This window comes from Streptomyces sp. FIT100, assembly GCF_024584805.1.
Classification (GTDB): domain Bacteria; phylum Actinomycetota; class Actinomycetes; order Streptomycetales; family Streptomycetaceae; genus Streptomyces.
The window spans coordinates 2,237,004-2,257,047 of sequence record NZ_CP075715.1; the positions used below are offsets into that span (position 1 = coordinate 2,237,004).

Annotated in this window: 13 protein-coding genes; 3 read left to right on the forward strand and 10 right to left on the reverse strand. The window is 70.6% G+C overall.

Annotated elements, in window-relative coordinates; translation table 11 throughout:
* The first annotated feature begins 73 nt into the window (after nt 1-73).
* Nucleotides 74-1,582, forward strand: a complete 1,509-nt coding sequence (locus tag KK483_RS09700) for an HAD-IA family hydrolase (RefSeq protein ID WP_262004817.1) — start codon at nt 74-76, stop codon at nt 1,580-1,582.
* 250 nt (nt 1,583-1,832) lie between these two features.
* On the opposite strand, the gene KK483_RS09705 is transcribed toward KK483_RS09700, so the two are convergent.
* The 4 genes from KK483_RS09705 to KK483_RS09720 form a co-directional block, all read right to left on the reverse strand.
* Complete coding sequence (locus KK483_RS09705) at nt 1,833-2,606, reverse strand: DUF3472 domain-containing protein (protein WP_262004818.1); 774 nt, start codon at nt 2,604-2,606, stop codon at nt 1,833-1,835.
* Nucleotides 2,607-2,625: 19 nt separating this feature from the next.
* Nucleotides 2,626-5,034 (reverse strand): polysaccharide lyase 8 family protein, encoded by a 2,409-nt coding sequence (locus tag KK483_RS09710; protein ID WP_262004819.1) that lies wholly within the window; start codon nt 5,032-5,034, stop codon nt 2,626-2,628.
* A 78-nt stretch (nt 5,035-5,112) separates the two neighbouring features.
* Nucleotides 5,113-7,578, reverse strand: coding sequence for a polysaccharide lyase 8 family protein (locus KK483_RS09715; RefSeq protein ID WP_262004820.1), 2,466 nt, complete (start codon nt 7,576-7,578; stop codon nt 5,113-5,115).
* A 224-nt stretch (nt 7,579-7,802) separates the two neighbouring features.
* Complete coding sequence (locus KK483_RS09720; RefSeq protein ID WP_262004821.1) at nt 7,803-8,972, reverse strand: steroid 3-ketoacyl-CoA thiolase; 1,170 nt, start codon at nt 8,970-8,972, stop codon at nt 7,803-7,805.
* Between the two features lie 234 nt (nt 8,973-9,206).
* Between KK483_RS09720 and KK483_RS09725 the strand changes: the two genes are divergently transcribed.
* The gene (locus KK483_RS09725) at nt 9,207-10,451 is read left to right on the forward strand and encodes a cytochrome P450 (protein ID WP_262004822.1); all 1,245 of its coding nucleotides are present in this window, start codon (nt 9,207-9,209) and stop codon (nt 10,449-10,451) included.
* Nucleotides 10,452-10,531: 80 nt separating this feature from the next.
* Here the strand turns inward: KK483_RS09725 and KK483_RS09730 are convergent, their stop codons facing one another.
* Nucleotides 10,532-10,786: a type II toxin-antitoxin system RelE/ParE family toxin gene (locus tag KK483_RS09730; protein WP_262004823.1), complete on the reverse strand. Its 255-nt coding sequence runs from the start codon at nt 10,784-10,786 to the stop codon at nt 10,532-10,534.
* Nucleotides 10,783-11,046, reverse strand: a complete 264-nt coding sequence (locus KK483_RS09735) for a type II toxin-antitoxin system prevent-host-death family antitoxin (protein ID WP_262004824.1) — start codon at nt 11,044-11,046, stop codon at nt 10,783-10,785. Before KK483_RS09735 ends, KK483_RS09730 begins: the two co-directional genes overlap by 4 nt.
* Before the next feature lie 335 nt (nt 11,047-11,381).
* Between KK483_RS09735 and KK483_RS09740 the strand changes: the two genes are divergently transcribed.
* Nucleotides 11,382-12,575: a serine hydrolase gene (locus KK483_RS09740; RefSeq protein ID WP_262004825.1), complete on the forward strand. Its 1,194-nt coding sequence runs from the start codon at nt 11,382-11,384 to the stop codon at nt 12,573-12,575.
* A gap of 175 nt (nt 12,576-12,750) precedes the next feature.
* Here KK483_RS09740 and KK483_RS09745 read toward each other — a convergent pair whose 3' ends face one another.
* From KK483_RS09745 to KK483_RS09760, 4 genes are all read right to left on the reverse strand, one after another.
* On the reverse strand, nt 12,751-14,964 hold the full coding sequence (locus KK483_RS09745; protein ID WP_262004826.1) for a trypsin-like serine protease: 2,214 nt from the start codon (nt 14,962-14,964) through the stop codon (nt 12,751-12,753).
* A gap of 89 nt (nt 14,965-15,053) precedes the next feature.
* Entirely contained in the window at nt 15,054-15,560 is a 507-nt protein-coding gene (locus KK483_RS09750; protein WP_262004827.1) for a hypothetical protein, read from the reverse strand.
* A gap of 298 nt (nt 15,561-15,858) precedes the next feature.
* Nucleotides 15,859-16,245: a hypothetical protein gene (locus tag KK483_RS09755; RefSeq protein ID WP_262004828.1), complete on the reverse strand. Its 387-nt coding sequence runs from the start codon at nt 16,243-16,245 to the stop codon at nt 15,859-15,861.
* Between the two features lie 79 nt (nt 16,246-16,324).
* Nucleotides 16,325-19,567, reverse strand: coding sequence for an ALF repeat-containing protein (locus tag KK483_RS09760; RefSeq protein ID WP_262004829.1), 3,243 nt, complete (start codon nt 19,565-19,567; stop codon nt 16,325-16,327).
* Between the last annotated feature and the right edge of the window lie 477 nt (nt 19,568-20,044).

Here is a 20,044-nt window from a genome sequence, read left to right on the forward strand (position 1 = left end):
CCGACCGCCCGTGAACCCCGCCACGAAGAGCCCGATGCAGAGTCCGATGAAGAGTCCGATCCGGAGGAACCCCATGTCCGTTGCCACCCGCCGCCGCGTGCTCGTCGTCGGCATCGACGGGGTGCGCCTCGACACGCTGAGGAGGCTCGACACGCCCCATCTCGACACGCTGGCGGCGGCCGGGTTCCTCGCACCGGTCGTCGTCGAGCCCGGCACACCCACCATGTCGGGGCCGTGCTGGGCGACCGTCGTGACCGGGGTGACCGTCGACAAGCACGCCGTGTGGAGCAACGACTTCAGCGGCAACCGCCTCGCGGTCTTCCCGGACTTCACGACCCGGCTGCAGTCCTCCGGACGGCGCACCTACGTGGCGGCCGGCTGGGAACCGCTGATGACGGTGGCGCACGGCGGCCCCCTCTTCCGCGGGCCGGGGCGGACGTCCTACGCGGCCCCGGCCGCCGACGACTGCGAGGGCTGGGAGGAGGCCGACGAACTGGTCACCGCCGACGCCGTGCGGGTGCTCGCCGAGGACGGCCCCGAGGCGTCCTTCGTCTATCTGGGCGCGGTCGACGAGACCGCCCACATCCTCGGCTGCGGCGAGGAGTACGAGCGCTCGATCCTCCGGGCCGACGAGCGGCTCGGCCGCCTGCTCGCCGCGGTGCGCGGGCGTGCCTCCCACGCCGACGAGGCCTGGACGGTCATCGTGGTCACGGACCACGGCCACCGCGACGAGGGCGGCCACGGCGGCCGTTCGGAGCTGGAGCGCACCGCCTGGATCGCGTGCGCGGGCCCCGACGTCCCGGCGGGCGCCCGCGTCGGCGAACTCCGGCACCAGGACGTCGCCGCCCAGGTGTTCGCGTCACTGGACCTCGTCCCGGACTCGCACTGGACCCTGGACGGGCGGCCGTTCGCCGTCGAGCCGAGGGCCGTCCTCCTCGACATGGACGGCACGCTCACCGACACCGAAACTCTGTGGTGGCGCACCGCGCAGGAGGTGGCGGACGGGCTCGGACACCTGCTGTCCGACGCGGACACCTCCGAGGTGGTGGGCCGCTGCGTTGAGGACACCGCCGCCCATCTGCGGCGCGTCTCAGGCACCGAGCGCCCGCTCGACACCGTCGTGGCTGAGCTCGAAGCCCGTTTCCTCGCGGCCGTCCAGGAGGAGACCGTCGTGCTGCCGGGTGCCCGTGAACTCCTTGACACACTGCGGGACATGGGCATTCCCGCGGCTCTGGTCACCGCCTCGCCCCGGCCCGTCGTGGAATCCGTGCTCAAGCTGCTCGGTGCCGAGTCGTTCCAGGTGACGGTGGTCGCGGACGACACGGAGCGTACGAAGCCGCACCCCGAGCCGTATCTGGTCGCGGCCCGGGCGCTGGGCGTGGATCCGGCGGGCTGTCTGGCGGTCGAGGACAGCCCCGCGGGCATCGCCGCGGCACAGGCCGCGGGCTGCCGGGTCGCCGTCGTCCCCTCGCTCCTGCCGGTCGGGGCGGCCCCCGGGCGGCGGGTGCTGACCGGCTTGCAGGAGCTGGTGGAGCTCCTGCAGGCCGGCCGGGCACCCCGTGGCGGGCGGGAAAGGTGCTAGGGAGTGCCCCCTAGGTCGTGTCTGACAAATGGCGCCGTCCGCCCGCAGGGCGGGGTGCGCGGCGTCCGGTGCGTGCAATCGCAAGGCGGAAAATCATCCTCGTACTGGACGTACTCGGATGACTCCGACAACGCAGCGTGGGGGCACCTCCCGTGCCCGAAGGGCTACGGGGGTGGGGGCACCTCCCAGGCGCGAGCTCTGGGGGAGCGTGCCGGGCATCGCGCGCCAGGCGGGATTCGTCAGACACGGCCTAGCCGCCCGTCGTCATCGTCACCTGTCCTTCGCTGATGCTGTAGCTCGCGTTGGCCTTGCAGGGGCCGTAGGTGTACGCGCTGGTGTTGGTGCCCGTGCCGGGCTCGGGGTTGACGAACGGCTTGCCCCACACCGCCTGCCCGTACGGGATCGACCCGCAGTCGGCGACCGACTTGTAGTACTCGACGAAACCGACGCCGCTCGGCCTCAGGAGCCCGGCCGAGGCCGACACGTTCCAGCTCCCGATCGTCGTCCACACGTTGTTCGAGGTGTCGACGACGTATCCGGTCCAGTTGTTCGTACCGGTCTTGATGATCTCCAGCTGGTACCAGCGGCCCTTGACGTACGGGTACGTGACGCTGCAACTGGTGCCGGCGCCGCCGTCGGCCCCGGTACGGCAGTTCGGGTGGCTGGTGGAGGTGCCGGAGCCGAAGACGCTGAAGATGGCGATGCCGCTGTTCACCCTGGGCTGGAGCCCGACGTAGCCGACCTGGCCGGACTTGAAGTAGTACTGCTGGGCCCAGTAGTAGCCGGCGTCGTTGGGCTGGCTGAGCACCTTGAGCGGGAAGGCGAGCTTCTCCAGTCCTTCCGTGGGGGCGCCCGAGATGGTGTACGAGTTGGAGATCAGGCCGCCGGGCGTCACGGCCGCGGCGGCCGTGCCCGTCGAGTAGAGCAGCGAGGCGAGCGCGCCGGCGGCCACGCCGGCGAGGATGCCGAGGCGCCTGCCCCGCCTTCTGCGGGGGGTGGTCGTGCGCGGAACTGCGGGGGTCATGTGGGGATGTCCCTTCCGGTCAGCCGAGCTGGACGGTGATTTTCTGGGTGGCACCGGCGGTGCCGCTGAGGTCGCCGAACGTGAGGTTCAGCGAGGAGCCGGTGGTCGCGCCGGTGACCGTGGAGGGCTTGGAGGTCACCGAGGACACGGCTCGGTTCCAGGTGAGCGTGAGGCTGGTCTGCATGCGCATGGGGTCGCTGACGCAGATCACCGCCGTGCCGTCGCTCTTCTCGGTGATCATCACGGCGCAGGGTGCGCTCGCGGTGAGCGCGCCGACGGTGCCGCCGAACCAGAAGTTGACCCCGGTGAAGCCGAGCGAGGGGACGCGCACACCCTGCTGGTTGTCGGTGTTGGCGAGGATCTGCACCCAGCCGGTGTCGGCGGCGCGGGCGGAGGTCTGCGCGGTGGAGGCGCCGGGCATCAGGATGTAGGAGTACGTCCCGGCGGTCGGGTCGGTGCCGTGGTCGACCCACATCGTCAGGTAGCGGCGGGCGATGGCGTCGGTGGGCCCGCCCCGGTTGATGTCGCTCCACTTGCCGCTGCGCTCCTCGCGCAGCGCCTTGACGGTGGCGCCGCCGGGGAAGACGTAGCCGCCCATGCCGCCGATGTGCGCCCAGGTGGCGCCGCTGAGCGTCTCCGACCAGGGGTGGCTCACCGGCTTCACCGTGCCGTTGACGGTGAGGGCGTGGGTGCCCGTCGGTCCCAGGTTGCGGTTCTCGACGACCGACTCGACCGCGGTGCCGTCGGTGCACTTGATGCCCGCGCCGAGGCAGACGATGGAGTCGTCGAGGCAGAACCAGGACTTCTTCGCCATCAGGGTGCTCTGGAGCCCTCTGAGGTACTGGCCGATCGCGGCCCGGCTGCCGTCGGTGGCCCCGCCCACCCAGTTGACGTCCGGCTTGGACGCGCCCCAGTCGCCGCCGGCGGCGTCCGCGAGCACCTTGCGCGAGTTGGTGGTCCCGGGCAGCCGGTACGGGTCGACCGTGGGCCAGAAGGCGTCGCTGTACTGCCCGTTGGCGTAGGTGTCGCCCCACCAGTAGAGCATTCCGGAGCCGGTGTGCCAGCCGCGCAGGTTCTCGCCGTTGCCGGTCTCGTAGTACGTGATCCTCTTGTTGGCCATGCTGATCGACGCGGCCCAGCCGGGGCGGCGGTGGGTGGCCCGGGCCATCGACGAGAAGAGCCGGTGGCCGGTGGGTTCGGCGATCGCCGCCACCGAGGTGTCGTCCTGGACGGCCTTCAGCCGGGCGAGGCTGGTCAGCCCCAGCGAGGTGTCGCTCATCGGCGGGCTGTAGTAGTCGCGCTGCATCCAGCCCTTGACCAGACCGCGCCAGCGGGCGTTCTCTGCGGCGCTCGCACCCTGCCCGAGCAGCACGATGGAGGAGAGGATGCCGTGGCCGCGCTGGTGGTCGGGGGCGGAGCCGCTGCGGCTGATGGCGCGCCCGGACACCCCGTCCATGATCAGCCCGTTGTAGAGGAAGGGCGCCCAGGCGTTCTCGACGGCGTCGAAGACGATCTGCCGTCCCGAGTTCGTCACCGCCCAGCTGGAGCCCGCGAGCAGCGCGAAGAGCGCACCGAGGCCGCCGAGCAGCACCGAGCCGTACGAGCCGGTGTAGGGGACGCTGGCGTGCTGGACGAACGAGCCGTCCGTGTAGAGCCCGTCGCCGGAGGTGACGTACGGGAAGACGGGTGTGAGCGCGTCCCGGCCCAGCGCGACCTTGGCCGAGCTGCCGCCGACGATGCCGCGCAGGACGAGCACCCGGCACAGGTCGACCCGGTTCGCTCCGGTGCTGGTGCCCGTGTAGTTGGCCACGGCCGAGTCGGGGACGAAGTGGTCGACCGCCGCGCAGTAGTCGCCGATCTGCGCGGCCGACAGCTGGTCGTACATCAGCACGCAGATGTCGAGGAGCGTCTGAGGTGCGCCGATCTGCCAGTTGTACCAGTTCCCGAAGCGCGTCTGCCCCTCGTTGTAGACCTGGGCGTACATATGGTCGAGCCCGGTAAGGACGGCGGCCGCGAGCGCCGCGTTGCCTGTCTGTCCGGTGCCCTGCTGGCAGTACGCCTGGGCCATGGTGCTCAGCCTCGCGTAGCTCTCGTTCATCCTCGCCGAGTAGCCGAACGACTCCTGGTCGGTGTCGGGCTCCGGGTCGGTCCACACAAGGTCGGGCCAGAGCGAGCCGGTGGCGGGGGACATCGTCGACCGGAATCCCGCGGCGTCGGCGCCGAGGTCGGTCAGCTTCGTCTTGAACGGCTCGGCGGTGGGACTGAATCCCGCACCGAGGATGAGCGTGCGCCATGTGGCGCGCAAGTCGCTGAACTCGTCGGCGGCCGCGGCCTGACCGGTCAGCAGCGGGCTGCCGACGATACCGAGGGCGAGGGCCGAACCGCCGGTGGTGCGCAGGAAGGTGCGGCGGGACCAGGAACGCGTCATTGCGGTCTCCCGGGGGGCGCAGGGATGAAGGAGGGAGTGGGGGGTGGAGATGCGGTGGGGGGTGGAGATGCGGGAACGTCAGTGGAGGCGTACGCGGACCTGGTGCGTGGCGCCGTAGCTGCCGCTGAGATCGCCGAAGGTGAGGGTGAGCGAGGAGCCTGCCGTGGCTCCGGTGACCGTAGGTGCCTTACCGGTCACGGACTTGACGCGCCGCTTCCATACGAGGGTCAGTCCGGTGACGGTCCGGCTCGGGTCGGCGACGCCGATGGTCGCCGTGCCGTCCCATCGCTCCCTGATCTGCACGCTCACGGGCGCGCTCGCGGTGACCTTGCCGACGGTGCCGGGCTCCCAGAAGTTGATCCCGGTGAAGCCGCGCGAGGCGACGCGGACGCCGTGCTGCTGCGCGGTGTTGGCGAGGATCTCCAGCCAGTCGCCGTCCAGCGCGCGGGCGGCGGTGCGCAGTTCGCTCGCGCCGGGCATCAGGATGTACGCGTACGAGGCGTCCTGCGGGTCGGTGCCGTGGTCCTGCCAGAGCGTGAGGTAGCGGCGGGTGAAGGGCTCAGGGGAGCTGCCGGTGTTGATGTCGCGCCAGGCGCCGGTGCGTTCCTCGCGCAGTGCGCCGATCTCGGCGCCGCCGGGGAAGACGTAGCCGGCGTGGCCCGCGATGTGCGCCCACCGGGTGCGGGCCCGGGTGGCCGTCCACCCCTGCTCGACGGGCTGGCGGATGCCGTTGATGCTGAGGGCGGCGCTGCCCGCCGCGCCGAGGTTGCGGTTGTCGACGGTGGTCTCGACGGTGTGTCCGTCGGCCGAGGTGATGCCGGCTCCGAGGCAGACGACGGAGTCGTCGAGGAAGAACCAGGACTTCTTGGCGTACATCGTGCTGGTGATGCCCTGGAGGTGCTGCCCCGCGGTGCCGTACTCGCCGTCGGTGGTGCCGCCGACCCAGGCCGGGCTCGGCCTGGGTCCGCCCCAGTTGCCGCCGACGCCGTCGGGCAGCGGCTTCCTGGAGACGGTGGTGCCGGGGAGGCGGTACGGATCGACGGTGGGCCAGTAGGTGTCCGAGTACTGTTCGAGGCCGTGGTCGGCGCCCCACCACTGGAGCCAGCCGGCGCCGGTGTGGTAGCCGCGGGCGTGCTCGCCGTTGCCGAACTCGTAGTGGGCGATGCGCTGGGATGCCATGGAGACGGAGGCGGTCCAGTCGCGCCTGCGGTGGGTGGCCCGGTCCATGTTGTGGAAGACCCGGTGCTCGACCGGCTCGGGAGAGGCCTTGACCGTGTCGTCGTCGAACACGGCCTGGAGGCGGGCGGTGTTGACGAGCGAGAGCTTCGGGTTCTTCAGCGCCGGGCCGTAGTAGTCGCGCTGGAGCCAGCCCTTGACCATGGCCTTCCAGCGCGCCTCCTCCTCGGGGCTCGCGCCCTGGCCGAGCAGCAGGACGGAGGCCATCACACCGTGGGCGCGGGTGTGGTCGTCCTGGGGGAGCTTGAAGGGGTCCGACGCGGTCAGGCCCCGGCTGATGCCGCGGCTGGAGACGTTGTCCATCATCAGGCCGTTGTGGACGAACGGCGCGATGGCCTTCTCGATGGTGTCGAGGAAGAGCTGGCTGCCGGGGTCGTCGACCTGCCAGGCGGAGCCGCGCAGCAGCGCGAAGAGCCGGCCGAGGCCGTCGTTGAGCACGGCTCCGTAGCCGCCGATGTAGGGGATGCTGGTGTGCTGGATGAAGGAGCCGTCGGCGTAGAAGCCGTCGCCGGTCGTGACGTACGGGAAGACGGGCGAGAGCGCGTCCCTGCCGGTCACGATCTTCGCCGCGCTGTCGCCGACGACGCCGCGGAGGATGAGCACCCGGCAGAGGTCGACGCGGTTGGCGCCGGTGCTGGTGCCGGTGTAGCTCGCGACGGCCGAGTCGGGGACGTAGGCGTCGACGGCCCGGCAGTACGCGGCGATCCGCTCGGCGGACAGGTGCTCGTGGAGCAGCACGGCGATGTCCATCAGCGCCTGCGGGGAGCCGATCTGGAAGTTCCACCAGTTGCCGAAGCGGGCCTTGCTGTCGCTGTAGACCTCGGCGTTGAGGTGGTCGAGTCCGGCGATGACGGCGTCCTTGAGTGCCGCGTCCCCGGTCAGGCCGGTGCCCGGCTGGCAGTACGCCTGGGCCATGGTGCTCAGCCGGTTGAAGCTGTCGTTCATCCGCTGCGAGTAGCCGTACGACTCCTGGTCGAGGTCCGGCTTGGGGTCGGCGTAGTTCAGCGTGGGCCACAGCGAGCCGGGGGCGGGTGCCATGGTGTCGCGGAAGTCCGCGGCCTGGGTGCCGAGCGTGGCCAGCTTGGTCCTGAAGGGCTCGGCGGTGGGGCTGAATCCCTCGCCGAGTATCAGCGTGCGCCACTTGGCACGCAGCGCGGCGAAGTCCTCGGCCGCTGCCGGGGCGTCGGCGGCGGCCGCGGCTTCGGCCACCGGCGCGGCGGACGCCGGTGCGGTGCCGGCGAGGCCGAGCGCGAGGGCCGTACCGCCGGTGGTGGCGAGGAAGCCGCGGCGGGACCAGGGAGACGTCATGGGAGCTCCGGGAGGGCGGAAGGACGGGATATCGCTGGCGGTTTCTAACACGCAAGCGCTCAATCGATCCATAGAACAGACAGAATTGAGCGTTTCGATCGTTCTCCGGTCCATCTGTTATGCCGCACACGCACACATAAGGCCCCGAAGCGGGATCGCGCTTCGGAGCCTTACGTGCGAGTGCGGGACCCGGGGCCCCGCACCACTCCTCCCCTGCCCCGGTCTCAGAGCCGCTGGATGATCGTCCCGGTCGCCAGCGCCCCGCCCGCGCACATCGTCACCAGCGCGAACTCCTTGTCCCTGCGCTCCAGTTCGTGCAGCGCCGTGGTGATGAGCCGCGCCCCGGTCGCCCCGACCGGGTGGCCGAGCGCGATCGCACCGCCGTTGACGTTGACCTTCTCCAGGTCCTGCTCGAAGACCTGCGCCCAGCTCAGCACGACCGACGCGAACGCCTCGTTGATCTCGACGAGGTCGATGTCCCCGAGCGACATGCCGGCCTTCCCCAGCACCGCCCGTGTCGCGTCGATCGGCCCGTCCAGGTGGTAGTGCGGGTCCGCCCCGACGAGCGCCTGCGCGACGATCCGGGCGCGCGGCTTCAGTTTCAGCGCCCGCGCCATCCGCTTCGACGCCCACATGACGGCGGCGGCCCCGTCGGAGATCTGCGAGGAGTTCCCCGCGGTGTGGACCGCGGTCGGCATGATCGGCTTCAGCCGGGCCAGGGCCTCCATCGAGGTGTCCCGCAGCCCCTCGTCGCGGTCGACGAGCCGCCACATGCCCTGTCCTGCGTGCTGCTCCTCCTCCGTGGTGGGCACCTGCACGGCGAAGGTCTCGCGCTTGTAGCGCTCCTCGGCCCAGGCGACGGCCGCCCGCTCCTGCGAGAGCAGCCCGAGCGAGTCGACCCGCTCCCGGGTCAGCCCCCGGTGGCGCGCGATGCGCTCGGCGGCCTCGAACTGGTTGGGCAGGTCGACGTTCCACTCGTCCGGCCACGGCTTTCCGGGCCCGTGTTTGGAACCGCTGCCCAGCGGGACGCGCGACATGGACTCGACACCGCAGCTGATGCCGATGTCGATGACGCCGGCGGCGATCATGTTCGCGGTCATGTGCGACGCCTGCTGCGAGGAACCGCACTGGCAGTCCACGGTCGTCGCGGCGGTCTCGTACGGGAGCCCCATTGCGAGCCAGGCGTTGCGCGCGGGGTTCATGGACTGCTCGCCGGCGTGCGTGACGGTGCCGCCGACGACCTGTTCGACGCAGTCGGCGTGGATGCCGGTGCGCCCGAGGAGTTCACGGTAGGTCTCGCCCAGCAGATAGACGGGGTGCAGATTGGCGAGCGCGCCGCCGCGCTTGCCGATGGGTGTGCGTACGGCTTCGACGATGACGGGTTCCGCGGCCATGAGCTCGTCCTCTCCTCGCACCGCGGCAGGGCTTCCCGGCGCCCGCGCGGCGCACAGCGAAGAACTAGTACGCGTTCTAGTTCTCTGAGCAGTCTTATGAGGCTTACCCCCGGTACGCAAGGGTCGTGCACGCACCTTGCGGGCAACAGTTCCCGCCGTGACCCTTGCCAGTTGTAGAACCCGTTACTACCTTGCGGGCAATTCTGATGGGCCGTCAGACAATGGAGTTGACCCATGCCCTGTCCAGCGCTGCCCGACGGGTTCGACGCCACCGACCCGGACCTCCTCCAGAGCCGTGTACCCCTCCCGGAGTTCACCCAGCTGCGGCAGACCGCGCCGGTCTGGTGGTGCCCGCAGCCCCGCGGCATCACCGGCTTCGACGACGAGGGCTACTGGGTCGTCACACGGCACGCGGACGTCAAGTACGTCTCCACGCACCCGGAGCTCTTCTCGTCCTTCGAGAACACGGCGGTCATCCGCTTCAACGAGCACATCAGCCGCGACCAGATCGAGGTCCAGCGGCTGATCATGCTCAACATGGACCCGCCCGAGCACACCCGGGTCCGCGGCATCGTCCAGCGCGGCTTCACCCCGCGCGCGATACGCAGCCTGGAGACGGCGCTGCGCGACCGCGCCCGGCAGATCGTCGAGACGGCCCGCAGCGGCGCGGCCGCCGACGGCAGCTTCGACTTCGTCACCAGCATCGCCGTCGAGCTGCCGCTCCAGGCGATCGCCGAACTCATCGGCATCCCCCAGGCCGACCGGGCCCGGATCTTCGACTGGTCGAACAAGATGGTCGCGTACGACGACCCCGAGTACGCCATCACCGAGGAGATCGGCGCCGAGGCCGCCATGGAGCTGATCGGCTACTCCATGAACCTCGCCGCCGACCGCAAGCAGTGCCCCGCCAAGGACATCGTCTCGACGCTCGTCGCGGCCGAGGGCGAAGGCAACCTGTCCTCCGACGAGTTCGGCTTCTTCGTCCTGCTCCTCGCGGTCGCGGGCAACGAGACGACGCGCAACGCCATCAGCCACGGCATGCACGCCTTCCTCACCCACCCCGACCAGTGGGAGCTCTACAAGCGCGAGCGCCCGGCGACCGCGGCCGAGGAGATCGTGCGCTGGGCGACCCCTGTCGTCTCCTTCCAGCGCACCGCGACCCAGGACACCGAGCTCGGCGGCCAGAAGATCAGGAAGGGCGACCGGATCGGGATGTTCTACTCCTCGGCCAACAACGACCCCGACGTCTTCGACCGCCCCGAGGTCTTCGACATCACCCGCGACCCCAACCCCCACCTGGGCTTCGGCGGCGGGGGCCCGCACTTCTGCCTCGGCAAGTCCCTCGCCATCCAGGAGATCGACCTCATCTTCAACGCCATCGCCGACGTGCTCCCCGACCTGCGCCTGACGGGCGACCCCCGTCGGCTGCGGGCGGCCTGGCTCAACGGCATCAAGGAACTCCAGGTCAGCGTGGGTTGACCGGCCAGGTCAGCCCCGCCGGACCCGGCCGTGGGAGGCGGGGGCCATCCCCCCTACGCCCCGCCCCCGTCTCCCGCCGGTCAGCCGCTGCCGGTATGGCCGATGTGCTCGATGTGGACAATCCGACCGTCCGGGTCAAGGCGATACAAGACGCGCCAGGGGCCACGGCGTAAGCGCCAGTGTTCCGTGCCCCACGGCCTGGATTCCGCGGGCCTGGCGTTCTCGGCGAGCTGATCGGTGGCCTGAAGCAGAGCGTCGACACCCTCCGGGTCGTCTTTGAGGTAGCCGGCGGCCGCGTTGAGCGCCGCCGCTTCCCAGAGGATCCGCCAGCTCACTCGCCCCTCCCGGCAGCGTCGAGCAGTGCGCGACGGGCCTCGTCGTGAGGTACGGGGGCTGCAGTGCGACCGAGCGCCCGGTCTCGCTCAAGGCGAGCGAGAGCGAGTGCGTCCTCAAGGTCTTCGAGTTCGGCAGGAGAGATGAGTATCGCCGTGGGGACACCGCGATCGGTCAAGGTGATGTGCTCATGCTGGGCTGCCCGACGAGCGAGGTCGCCGAGCTTGCCACGGGCTTCCGCGATGGGATACGTAGCAGACATATATCTAGCGTACACTTACATGCACATCGGCGAGCGACCGCGGACGGCTCGTCGCACGGCACACGATCAGGACGTCGGCGGGAACGCGAACGGTGACGTCGCGTCGGTCGCCTCGTCGAACTCCCCACGCGCCCCACGCGCGGCAAGGGCGCGCGCCGCCCAAAGCCACCTGTCAGATGCTGGCGCCATACACCCATTCTTGGCTCATACCGACCTGGCAGGCAGCGCACTTATACCGAGTCGCCGAGTCGCTCGCTGCCGCACGCGATCCTACGATGGTGTGCACCTACGCGTAGGGGCCTCACGCTGGTCACTGAACGAAGAGGTGACTGCGGATGATCCGGCTCAGCACCCTCCGCACGCTCCTGGCCACCCTCGCCGCACTCCTCCTGGTCACCACCGGCACGGCCGCCGCGCCCGCGGGGACCGCCCGGCAGGACCTGGACGCCGCCACGGTCGAGCGGCTCGACAGGGCGATCACGGGCACCATGAAGCGCGCCGGGATCCCCGGCGTGATCGTCGGTCTGTGGATGCCCGGCCGCGGCACGTACGTGCGCGCCTTCGGCGTCTCGGACGAGACGACCGGCGCCCCGATGAAGACCGGCCTCCACATGCGCATCGGGAGCGTGACCAAGACGTTCACCGTCACGGGTCTCCTGCAACTCGTGGACCAGGGCCGGGTCGGTCTCGACGACCCCATCGCCGAGTACGTCGACGGTGTCCCCGAGGGCGAGCGCATCACCCTGCGCCGGCTCGCCGGAATGCGCAGCGGCCTCTTCAACTACAGCGACGATCCGGGCTTCCAGAGGTCCCTGGAGTCCGACCCCCAGCGGACGTTCACCCCCCGGCAGCTGCTCGACTACGCCTTCGCGCACCCGTTGGGCTTCGCGCCGGGCACCAGGTTCCAGTACAGCAACACGAACCTCATCCTGCTCGGTCTGGTGATCGAGAAGGTCACCGGTCAGCCCGTCGGCGCCTACCTGGAGCAGCACGTGTACGAGCCGCTCGGCCTGGCCCGTACGTCGTTCCCGACGGACAACACCATCCCGGACCCGCACGCCCAGGGCTACACCAACGCCACCCCGACGGGCGCGACGACCGTCGCCACGCACTGGAACCCCTCCTGGGCCTGGTCCGCCGGCGCCATGATCTCCGACCTGGAGGACCTGCGCACCTGGGCCCCCGCGCTGGCCTCCGGCAAGCCCCTGCTGACCCCCGAGACGCAGCGGCAGCGCCTGGCCTTCGCCCCGACCGGCTTCACGGACATCGGGTACGGCCTGGGCATCTTCCGGGACCACGGCTGGGTGGGCCACAACGGCGAACTCCCGGGCTACGAGGCGCTCGCCGTCCATCTGCCGTCCGAGGACGCCACGCTCGTCGTGCTCGTCAACTCCGATGTCGACTACCGGGGCGATGCGTTCAGCACGCTGATCGGCAAGGCCGTCACCGAGATCGTGACCCCGGACAACGTCTTCACGCTGCCGGCGGCGGCGCAGTCGACGTCCGAGCCGCCCACGCCGTCCCGGTAGCACGGACATCGGACGGCCGGCCCCGGCGGGACGTCGCCTCTCGCCACGTCCTTCGGCGGCCAGGGGTGCGGCGACGACGGGTAGTCGTGCAAGAGCCCCCGAAGACCCTTCCCGGGCCTTCGGGGGCTCTCGCGTGTCCTCGCGTGTCCTCGCGTCGACTACGCGCCGGACGTGCCTACTTGGCCACGTACCCGAAGCGTCCCCCGACCGGCGGGAGACCGCCCGAGCCGGGCTGGTACGTGGTCACGGCCGCCTTCGTGCCGCCGCTCACGTTCGCCCAGGGCAGGACGTGGACGGCGCCGAGGGACGGGCCGTACGGCATACCGATGTACAGGTTCGTGCCGGTGAAGCTGATGCTCCTGCCGACGTACTGGTTGGTGCCGGGGGTGCCGGGCAGGCCGGCGGCGTTGCCCGCCTCGATCCAGACGTCGGAGTCCCCGGCCGTGCCGAGCAGCGGGAAGGTCTGGACCGCGCCCGCGCCCGCCGTCGTGCCGACGACCTCGCCCGGGATGCCGACCGCGATGCGCAGCGTCGAGACGGTGCTCGTCGCACGCGGTGCGGTGTTGACGACGGTGACCTTCTCGCCGAAGCGGTCGCCGGTCTCGGCGGTGCCGGACAGGGTGTCGTCGCCGGTGCCCTGCCAGAGGGCGTCGACCTCGCTGAAGGCGCCCGCGGCGGTCACACGGAAGGTGACGACGCGGCCGGCGTCGGCCTTGTCGACCTCGTTCACCGCCAGGGCCTCACCGGGCGAGCCGACCGCGAGGAAGGAGTCGGTGGCAGCCGAGGCACCCGACGGGCGGTACTCGACCAGGGCCAGCGAGGCACCGAACTCGTCGCCCGCCTCGGAGGCGCCGGAGACGGTGTCGAGGTCCTGTTCGAGGTCGAACAGCGGCTTGAGGTGGCCGTCGGCGTGCAGGGCGTGGGAGAAGACCGCCACGCCACCGGCGTTCGCCATGGTGCCGATGGCCTCGTTGGGGGCTCCAATGGCGACGTGATGGGCGTCGGCCGCGACACTGGTGCCGAAGCGGTCGTTCGCCTCCGCCACACCCGGCACGTCCGTCTTGTCCTGGTGGACCGCGGCGTTGATCGTGCCCCGCAGGTAGAACACATTGCCCGCCTTGGCGACGGTGCCGAGGGCCTCGCCGGGGACACCGATCACCAGGTACGGCTCGCCCGCGGCGGTCTGCCCGGCGGCGAGGGCGTGGCCCATGCGGTCGCCGGACTCGGCCGCCGAGGCGGCGATGGCGCCCGCGCCCGTGCCCTGCTCGAAGTGGGCGCCCTTCGCGGCGCCGGTGCCCAGGCCGCCCGCGGCGCCGTACAGCACGTCGACCATGCCCGCGTCGGGGGCGGTGCCGAGGTCCTCGGAGGGGGTGCCGACGACCAGGTCGGTGTAGCCGTCCTCGTTGTGGTCGACGGTGGCGAGGGCCTCGCCGAACCAGTCGCCCGCCTCGGAGCCTCCCGGCACCCAGTCGAGGTCCTGGTTGATCTCGGCGACGCCCTTGCCGCCGCCGTAGACGATCCGCACCACACCGGCCTCGGCGTCGGCACCGACGGTGGCCTTGGGGTCGGAGATCGCGATGTCCTCGATGCCGTCACCGTTGAAGTCGGTGATCCGCGTGGCGCCGAGCTTGGAGTTCACCCACGAGGCCAGGTCGTCGACGCGGGCGGTCACTCCGCCGGTGCGGGTCTCGGCGGCGTCGGTGCCGAAGCAACCACCCTGCCAGGACTGGCTGGTGAGCGCGGCGAGGGCGGCCGTGCCGCCTGTCACCCGGACCACGGGGCCACCCGAGTCGCCCATGCACGCGGCGGCGCCGTCCTTGCCGGTGACGTCGGCCGTGGTGGCGGCGGCCGCGTCCACCGTGTAGGTGCCGGTGTGCAGCTTCAGCGGCGCCCACTCCGTCCCGGTGCGGCCGTAGCCGGCGAACGTCAGCTCCTCGCCCGCGGCGGGAGCGGCAGTGGCGAGGGCGACCGGGACGACATCGGTGACCGGGCGGTTGAGGCGGGCGAGGACCACGTCGCGGTCGGCGCGCGGGACGATCTCCACGACGCGGCGCTCGGCCCCTTGGGTGCCGGTCAGGTCGGTACGGCCGATGACGGCGGTGGTCTTCTGCTTCGGGGCGCCGGCGGGCACGGTGAGGCTCGCGGCCGGGTTGTCGGCGAAGCAGGACGCGGCGGTGAGTATCCACTGGGTGTCGACGAGGGCGCCGGAGCAGGCGCGCAGGGTGTCGTCGTTGTCGCCTATTTCGAGGCGTGCGGTGAAGGCGTAGGCGTTGTCGGTGGAGACGGCGCCCCCGGTGACAGCGGTCGCGGGTGTGGCGCTGAGGGCGAGGGGCCCTGCGATCAGGGCGGTGGCCAGTGCGGCGAGGCGGAGGGTTCTGGTGTGCGGCAAGTTCTTGGTTTCCCTTGGGTGCGAGGCGTGCCGCCGAATCCGGTGTGTGCCGGATGGCGGCGTGGCGGGTGTTGGGGCGTGATCAGGTGTTACTTGGTGGACCTGATCTCTACGAGCATGTGCTCGCGGCCTTCGGGGTCCGCGCTTTCGCCCACCGAGGTCCAGGCGTTCTTGGTGATGTCGAAGGTCTTCGTCTCGGTGCCGACGGTCATGTCGACCTGGGTGGTGTAGTCGTTGCCCTTGATGAGGTGGACCGAGGGGATCTCCATGGTCAGCCAGCCGGAGTTGCCGGTGACCTTGAAGCAGACCTTGGCCTTGTCGCGGGCCCAGACTTCGAGGAAGCCGGTGCCGCTGGCGCAGTCGACGAGGACGATGTGGCCGTCGCCCCGCTTGAGGACGATGTTCTGCTCCGCGAGGATCTTGTCGGCCCCCGGGTAGTTGAAGTCCTCGACCGCGAAACCGGGCGCCTCATCGGCGACCGGGGCGACCGCCCCGGACGACCCCCCGACCCCGGCCCCGGCCCCGGCCCCGGCTCCGGCGAGCGCGACCCACGCAAGCGCACCCGCCGCGACCGCGGCACCCAGCGTCCGCGCCATGAACCTCATCCGCTGCGGTCTCACAGCATCTGCGATACGTGCCTTCATCACAGTCCTCAAGACAGTCCTCAACTCGTCGGATCCGGTGAACCGGCCGGGAGGGACAACAACCGCGAAAGGTCCTCGCCCTTACTCCGGGGTTTCACCACGGCTCCGCCATGGAATCCCGCGATTTGATCTTTGTCCACTTCGCGAAATCCCCCAGAACGGGCGGATGTTAAGGCTCCGTTGTGATGCTGGACACCTCACGGAAAGGTTGTACGCCCCGATGTGAAGGAACCGTAAAGGGCACCGTGCATCACTGCGTCAGCACGAATGCGGCGAACGCCATGGCGACCACGACGAAGACCAGGAACACGATGTGCGAGCGCGGGTAGTCGTACCTTTCACGCTTCACGCCCCTGTTGATCTCCTCGGCATACGTCGTCATCAGCTTGCGCGTCGGAAACAGCCCGATCGTCAGCCCGATGAGCGTGAAGGAGTACAGGACGAGCATCTGACCCAGCTCGTGCCCTGCGGTCAGCTGTCCGTAAGCCACCATGCCGGCGCCGCAGACGACGAGGATGACAGGGAACCAGGTCCGGAACCTACGGTCAGGGATCCACTTCCCCAGGGCAGAGCACACGACAACGGTGGCCGCTGCGGCCATCAGCCACAGCCATACGGCGGGAAGCGATGCGAGCACGGATACAGCGTCCTTCCGGGACGATGGACGCAGGGGGCCGAGACGCGTCTCGGCCCCCTGCCTGACAAACCGGGGCACCCTATCCGAACAGTGACGACAGCGTACTGGTGATCGGCGACACGAGATCATGGCCGAACTGGGTGACCTTTGTGGCCACCTTGCTCCCTCCCAGCGCCCCGATCCACTTCGACTGCCCGAACGTGAGAATTCCCAGGGCGGTACCCGCGGCGGACGCGGCGAACTCGTCGCTGCCGAACCCGTACTCGATACCCGTGAAAAGGGTGCTGATGCCTGAAGTCGCGATGGACGTATAGGCCAGGACCACAGAGACGGTTCCCGCGATGGGTGCCGCCGGCGGGAAGAGGCAGATGAGGCCGGAGACGGCGGAGGCGAACCCGGTTCCGATGCTGATCCAGTTGAACGCGTTGGCCCACCAGCCCGCGTCCTCGTACCAGGGCTCTTCGCCGGGCTCACTGCCCTTCGGGTTGACCTGGTCGTGCGTGGGGCTGTCCGCCGGGTTGTTCCCGCTCTCCCGGTTCTGCCTCGCCTCCTCTGCTGCCTTCCGCGCGGCCTCCGCCGCCTCGGCCTGCCGCTTCGCGGTGGCAATGCGACGGGCGTCACTGGCCGCCGCCGCCGCGGTCCGTGCATCCTGGCCCGCCGCGAGTGCGGACTGACGGGCACTGGCCGCCGAGGCCTGGGCGCTGTACGAGGAGTTCAGGGCGCTGCGAGCCGCGTCGATCGCCCTGTTGGCCGAGTAGTTCGCCGAGCGGGCCGCGGTGCGCGCGGTGGCCGCGGCGGCCTTGGCCTGGTTCGCCGAGGCCTGGGCGGAGGCCGCGGACGCGTCCGCGGCGTCGGCGTTCTGCTTCGCCTCTGCGGCGTAGTCGGCGGCCGTGTCCGCCGCGTCCAGGGCCTTGGCCGCCCATTCCTGTGCTTCGGACGCCGCCTGACGGGCCTCCGCCGCCGCCTTCGACGCCAGCGCCGCGTCCTGCTGCGCCTTGTAGGCGATCTTCGCCGCGGCCGCGATCGCCCCGCGGATCGCCGCGATGTGGGTGGCGGAGTCGTGGTCGAGCTGTGCCGCCCTGTACTGCGCGACCTCGACGAAGTTCCTGCGCATCCACGTCGGGCCCTCAAGGGCCACCTCGGCGTGCGCCTTGGTGTAGGCGCCGCCGTTGTGCAGGAGCGTCGCGGTGGCGACTGCGTCGTCATCCCGCACCGCGTCGGCATAGGCACGGTCGAAGAAGTGCTGCAGTGCCTGCGCGGTGTTCGCGTCGAGCGCGGCATTCGCGGCCGCCCTGACGGCGGTGCCCGGATTGCCACTGAGGATGCGGGCGATCTGGACGCGGTTGTCCTCCGCGGCTGCTTCGATCACCCCCGCGGTGAGGAAGTTCCGCGCCGCCTCGGGTGCGTCGCTCGCGAGTGCCGCGTGCGCCGCATCGCCGATGTCGGGGGACGTCACCTGAGCGACGTAGAGCGCGGTTTCGCGGTCGTCCTGCCGCTGCGCGATGCTCCGGTCGGCGTCGACCCAGGCGTGCACGTCGGCGTCCGTGCCGGAAAGGGCGAACTGGGCGGCCTGCCGGGTCCAGGCACCCTTCGCGCTCATGAGGCCGACGGCGGCCTTGCGGCCCAGTGTGGCGGCCAGTGCCAGGTCGTTGCCCGAGAGTGCCTGCTCGGCGTTGGCGAGGAGATCCTTGATGGACTGATCGGTCTGCTCGGCCTGTGCACGCTTGTTCTCGTACGTCGCCCGCTCGTCCGTTTCGATCTGGGCGAGCAGCTTGACCTCGTCCACGCCCTGCTGTTTGTCGCCCTCCAGACGTGCCAACTCGGCGTTCCGGGCCGCCTGTTCCACCGCCTGGGCATCCTCGACTGCCTTGGTGGCGGTGTTGGCGGCCTTCACGGCCTCGGCCGCGTGGGCGGTGGACCTGTTCGCGTAGTCGATCGCCTGACCCGCGTACTTCACGGCCTCGTCGGCCGCGTCCGCCGCCTTCTCGGCGTGGTTCGCGGCGGAGTTGGCCGCGTCGCGTGCGGTGCGCGCGGCCGTCGCGGCCGCGTTGGCGAGGGCCTGGGCCGTGGACGCGGCGTTGGTGGCCCGGTTCGCGGCGGTGGTCGCGATCGCCGCCTGGCGCTTCGCCTCCGCGGCCTCCTGCTGAGCCACTCCGGCGGCCGTCGCGGCCTGGGCGGAGGCGCTCGCGGCGGTGGCAGCGTTACGGGCGGCCGAAGCGGCTGCGGAGCCGGCACTGGCGGCCTGGGCGGAGGCGCTCGCGGCCTGGTCCGCTGCCGTGGCCGCCGACCGCGCCTTGGCGGCGGCGTTGCGTGCCGCGACCGCGGCGTTCTTCGCCACGTTGGCCTGATTGGCGTCCTTGGAGGCGGCGATCGCGGCGTTGTAGGCCCGCGATGCGGCGTACCCGGCGGTCGCGGCCGCCTGGGAAGCAGCGGTCGCGGCCCAGGAAGCACGACGAGATGCGGCGACGGCGGCATGGGAGGCGTTGATGGCGTTCCGGGCGGCGTCCGCCGCCCCCTTGGCGGCGCTGGCCGCCTTGCGCGCCGCTGCCCCGGACTTCTGCACGTCCTCCTTGGCGGCCTCGGCCTCCGCCGCCGCCTTCTCGGCAGCCTCCTTGGCCTTCTCGGCGGCGGTCTTGGCACGCTCGGAAGCCTCGACGGCCAGGTCGGTCTCGGCCTGCGCGCGCTTCCCCTCACGCTGGACCACCGCGACGAGTTCCTCGATCGTCGCCGACTCCTGGTCGCGGGCACGGGCTATGTGCTGGCCGGTGTCGAGGAACCACTGGACGTCCGTCGCGGTACCACTGAGGGCGCGATCCGCGTACTTCTGCACCTCAGGTCCCGCACTGACCAGCATGGTCCCGATCTGTACCCGCATGTCCTCCAGGCGGGCGGTGTACTGGCCGTCGAGCAGGAAATCCTCGAGGGCCTGCTGCGTACCGGCGTCCAGGGCGGCGGAGGCTTCCCGTCTGACCGCCGTGCCGCCGGTGCTCGAGACGGTGGCCGTGGCGACGCGCAGGTCCTCCGAGAGGCCCGGCTTGAAACCGCCACCGAGATAGGCGGCGATGGCGCTGTCGCCGTCGTTGAGAGCGGCGACAGCGTCACGACGCATCCCTGTACCGGCTTTGGCGAGGAAGGCGGCGATGGCGACGCGGTTGTCCTCCGCGCTCGCCTTGGGCAGCCGCTCGGTGAGGAAGGTCTGGACGTCGGATTCGGTGCCGTACAGCACGTCCTCCGCAGCCGCCCTGACGGCCTTTCCACCCGTCATCCATGCCTTGATCACCCTCGCCCGGTCGGTGTCCGGCAGCGCAAACGGATCGGGCACTTCGTCGTCCGTCACCGCGGCGCGCGCTACGGGCGCCGGCGCCAGGGGGGACGCGGCGGCGGCTGTCGCGGCGGCGAGAGCGCCGAGGACCCGACGTCGGCTCCAAAACAATGTCTGCATATTGGGTGTTGTCCTCTTCACTCCTGCCCATAGGCAGGCCCGAGATGTTTTCGCGACGGCGTCCCGCATATGCAGACCGCCGCCGCACGGGGCGAATAAAGCGCGTGCGGTACCCACGCATTGAGGCGAGACAATACCAACCCCCCTTCAAAACAACAGCTGTTCGGCACGAGAGGCAGAAAGCACGCCGTCACCGCACGGACAGGCAGACGGAAGCCTTCACGCGTTCTCCACAAAGCGCCGTACAACCTTTCCGGAAGGTGGCGGAGATCACAACAGAGTCTTAACTTCCGCCCGTTCTGGGTGATTTCGCGAAGTAGACAAAGATCAAGATGCGGGATTCCATTGCGAAGCCGA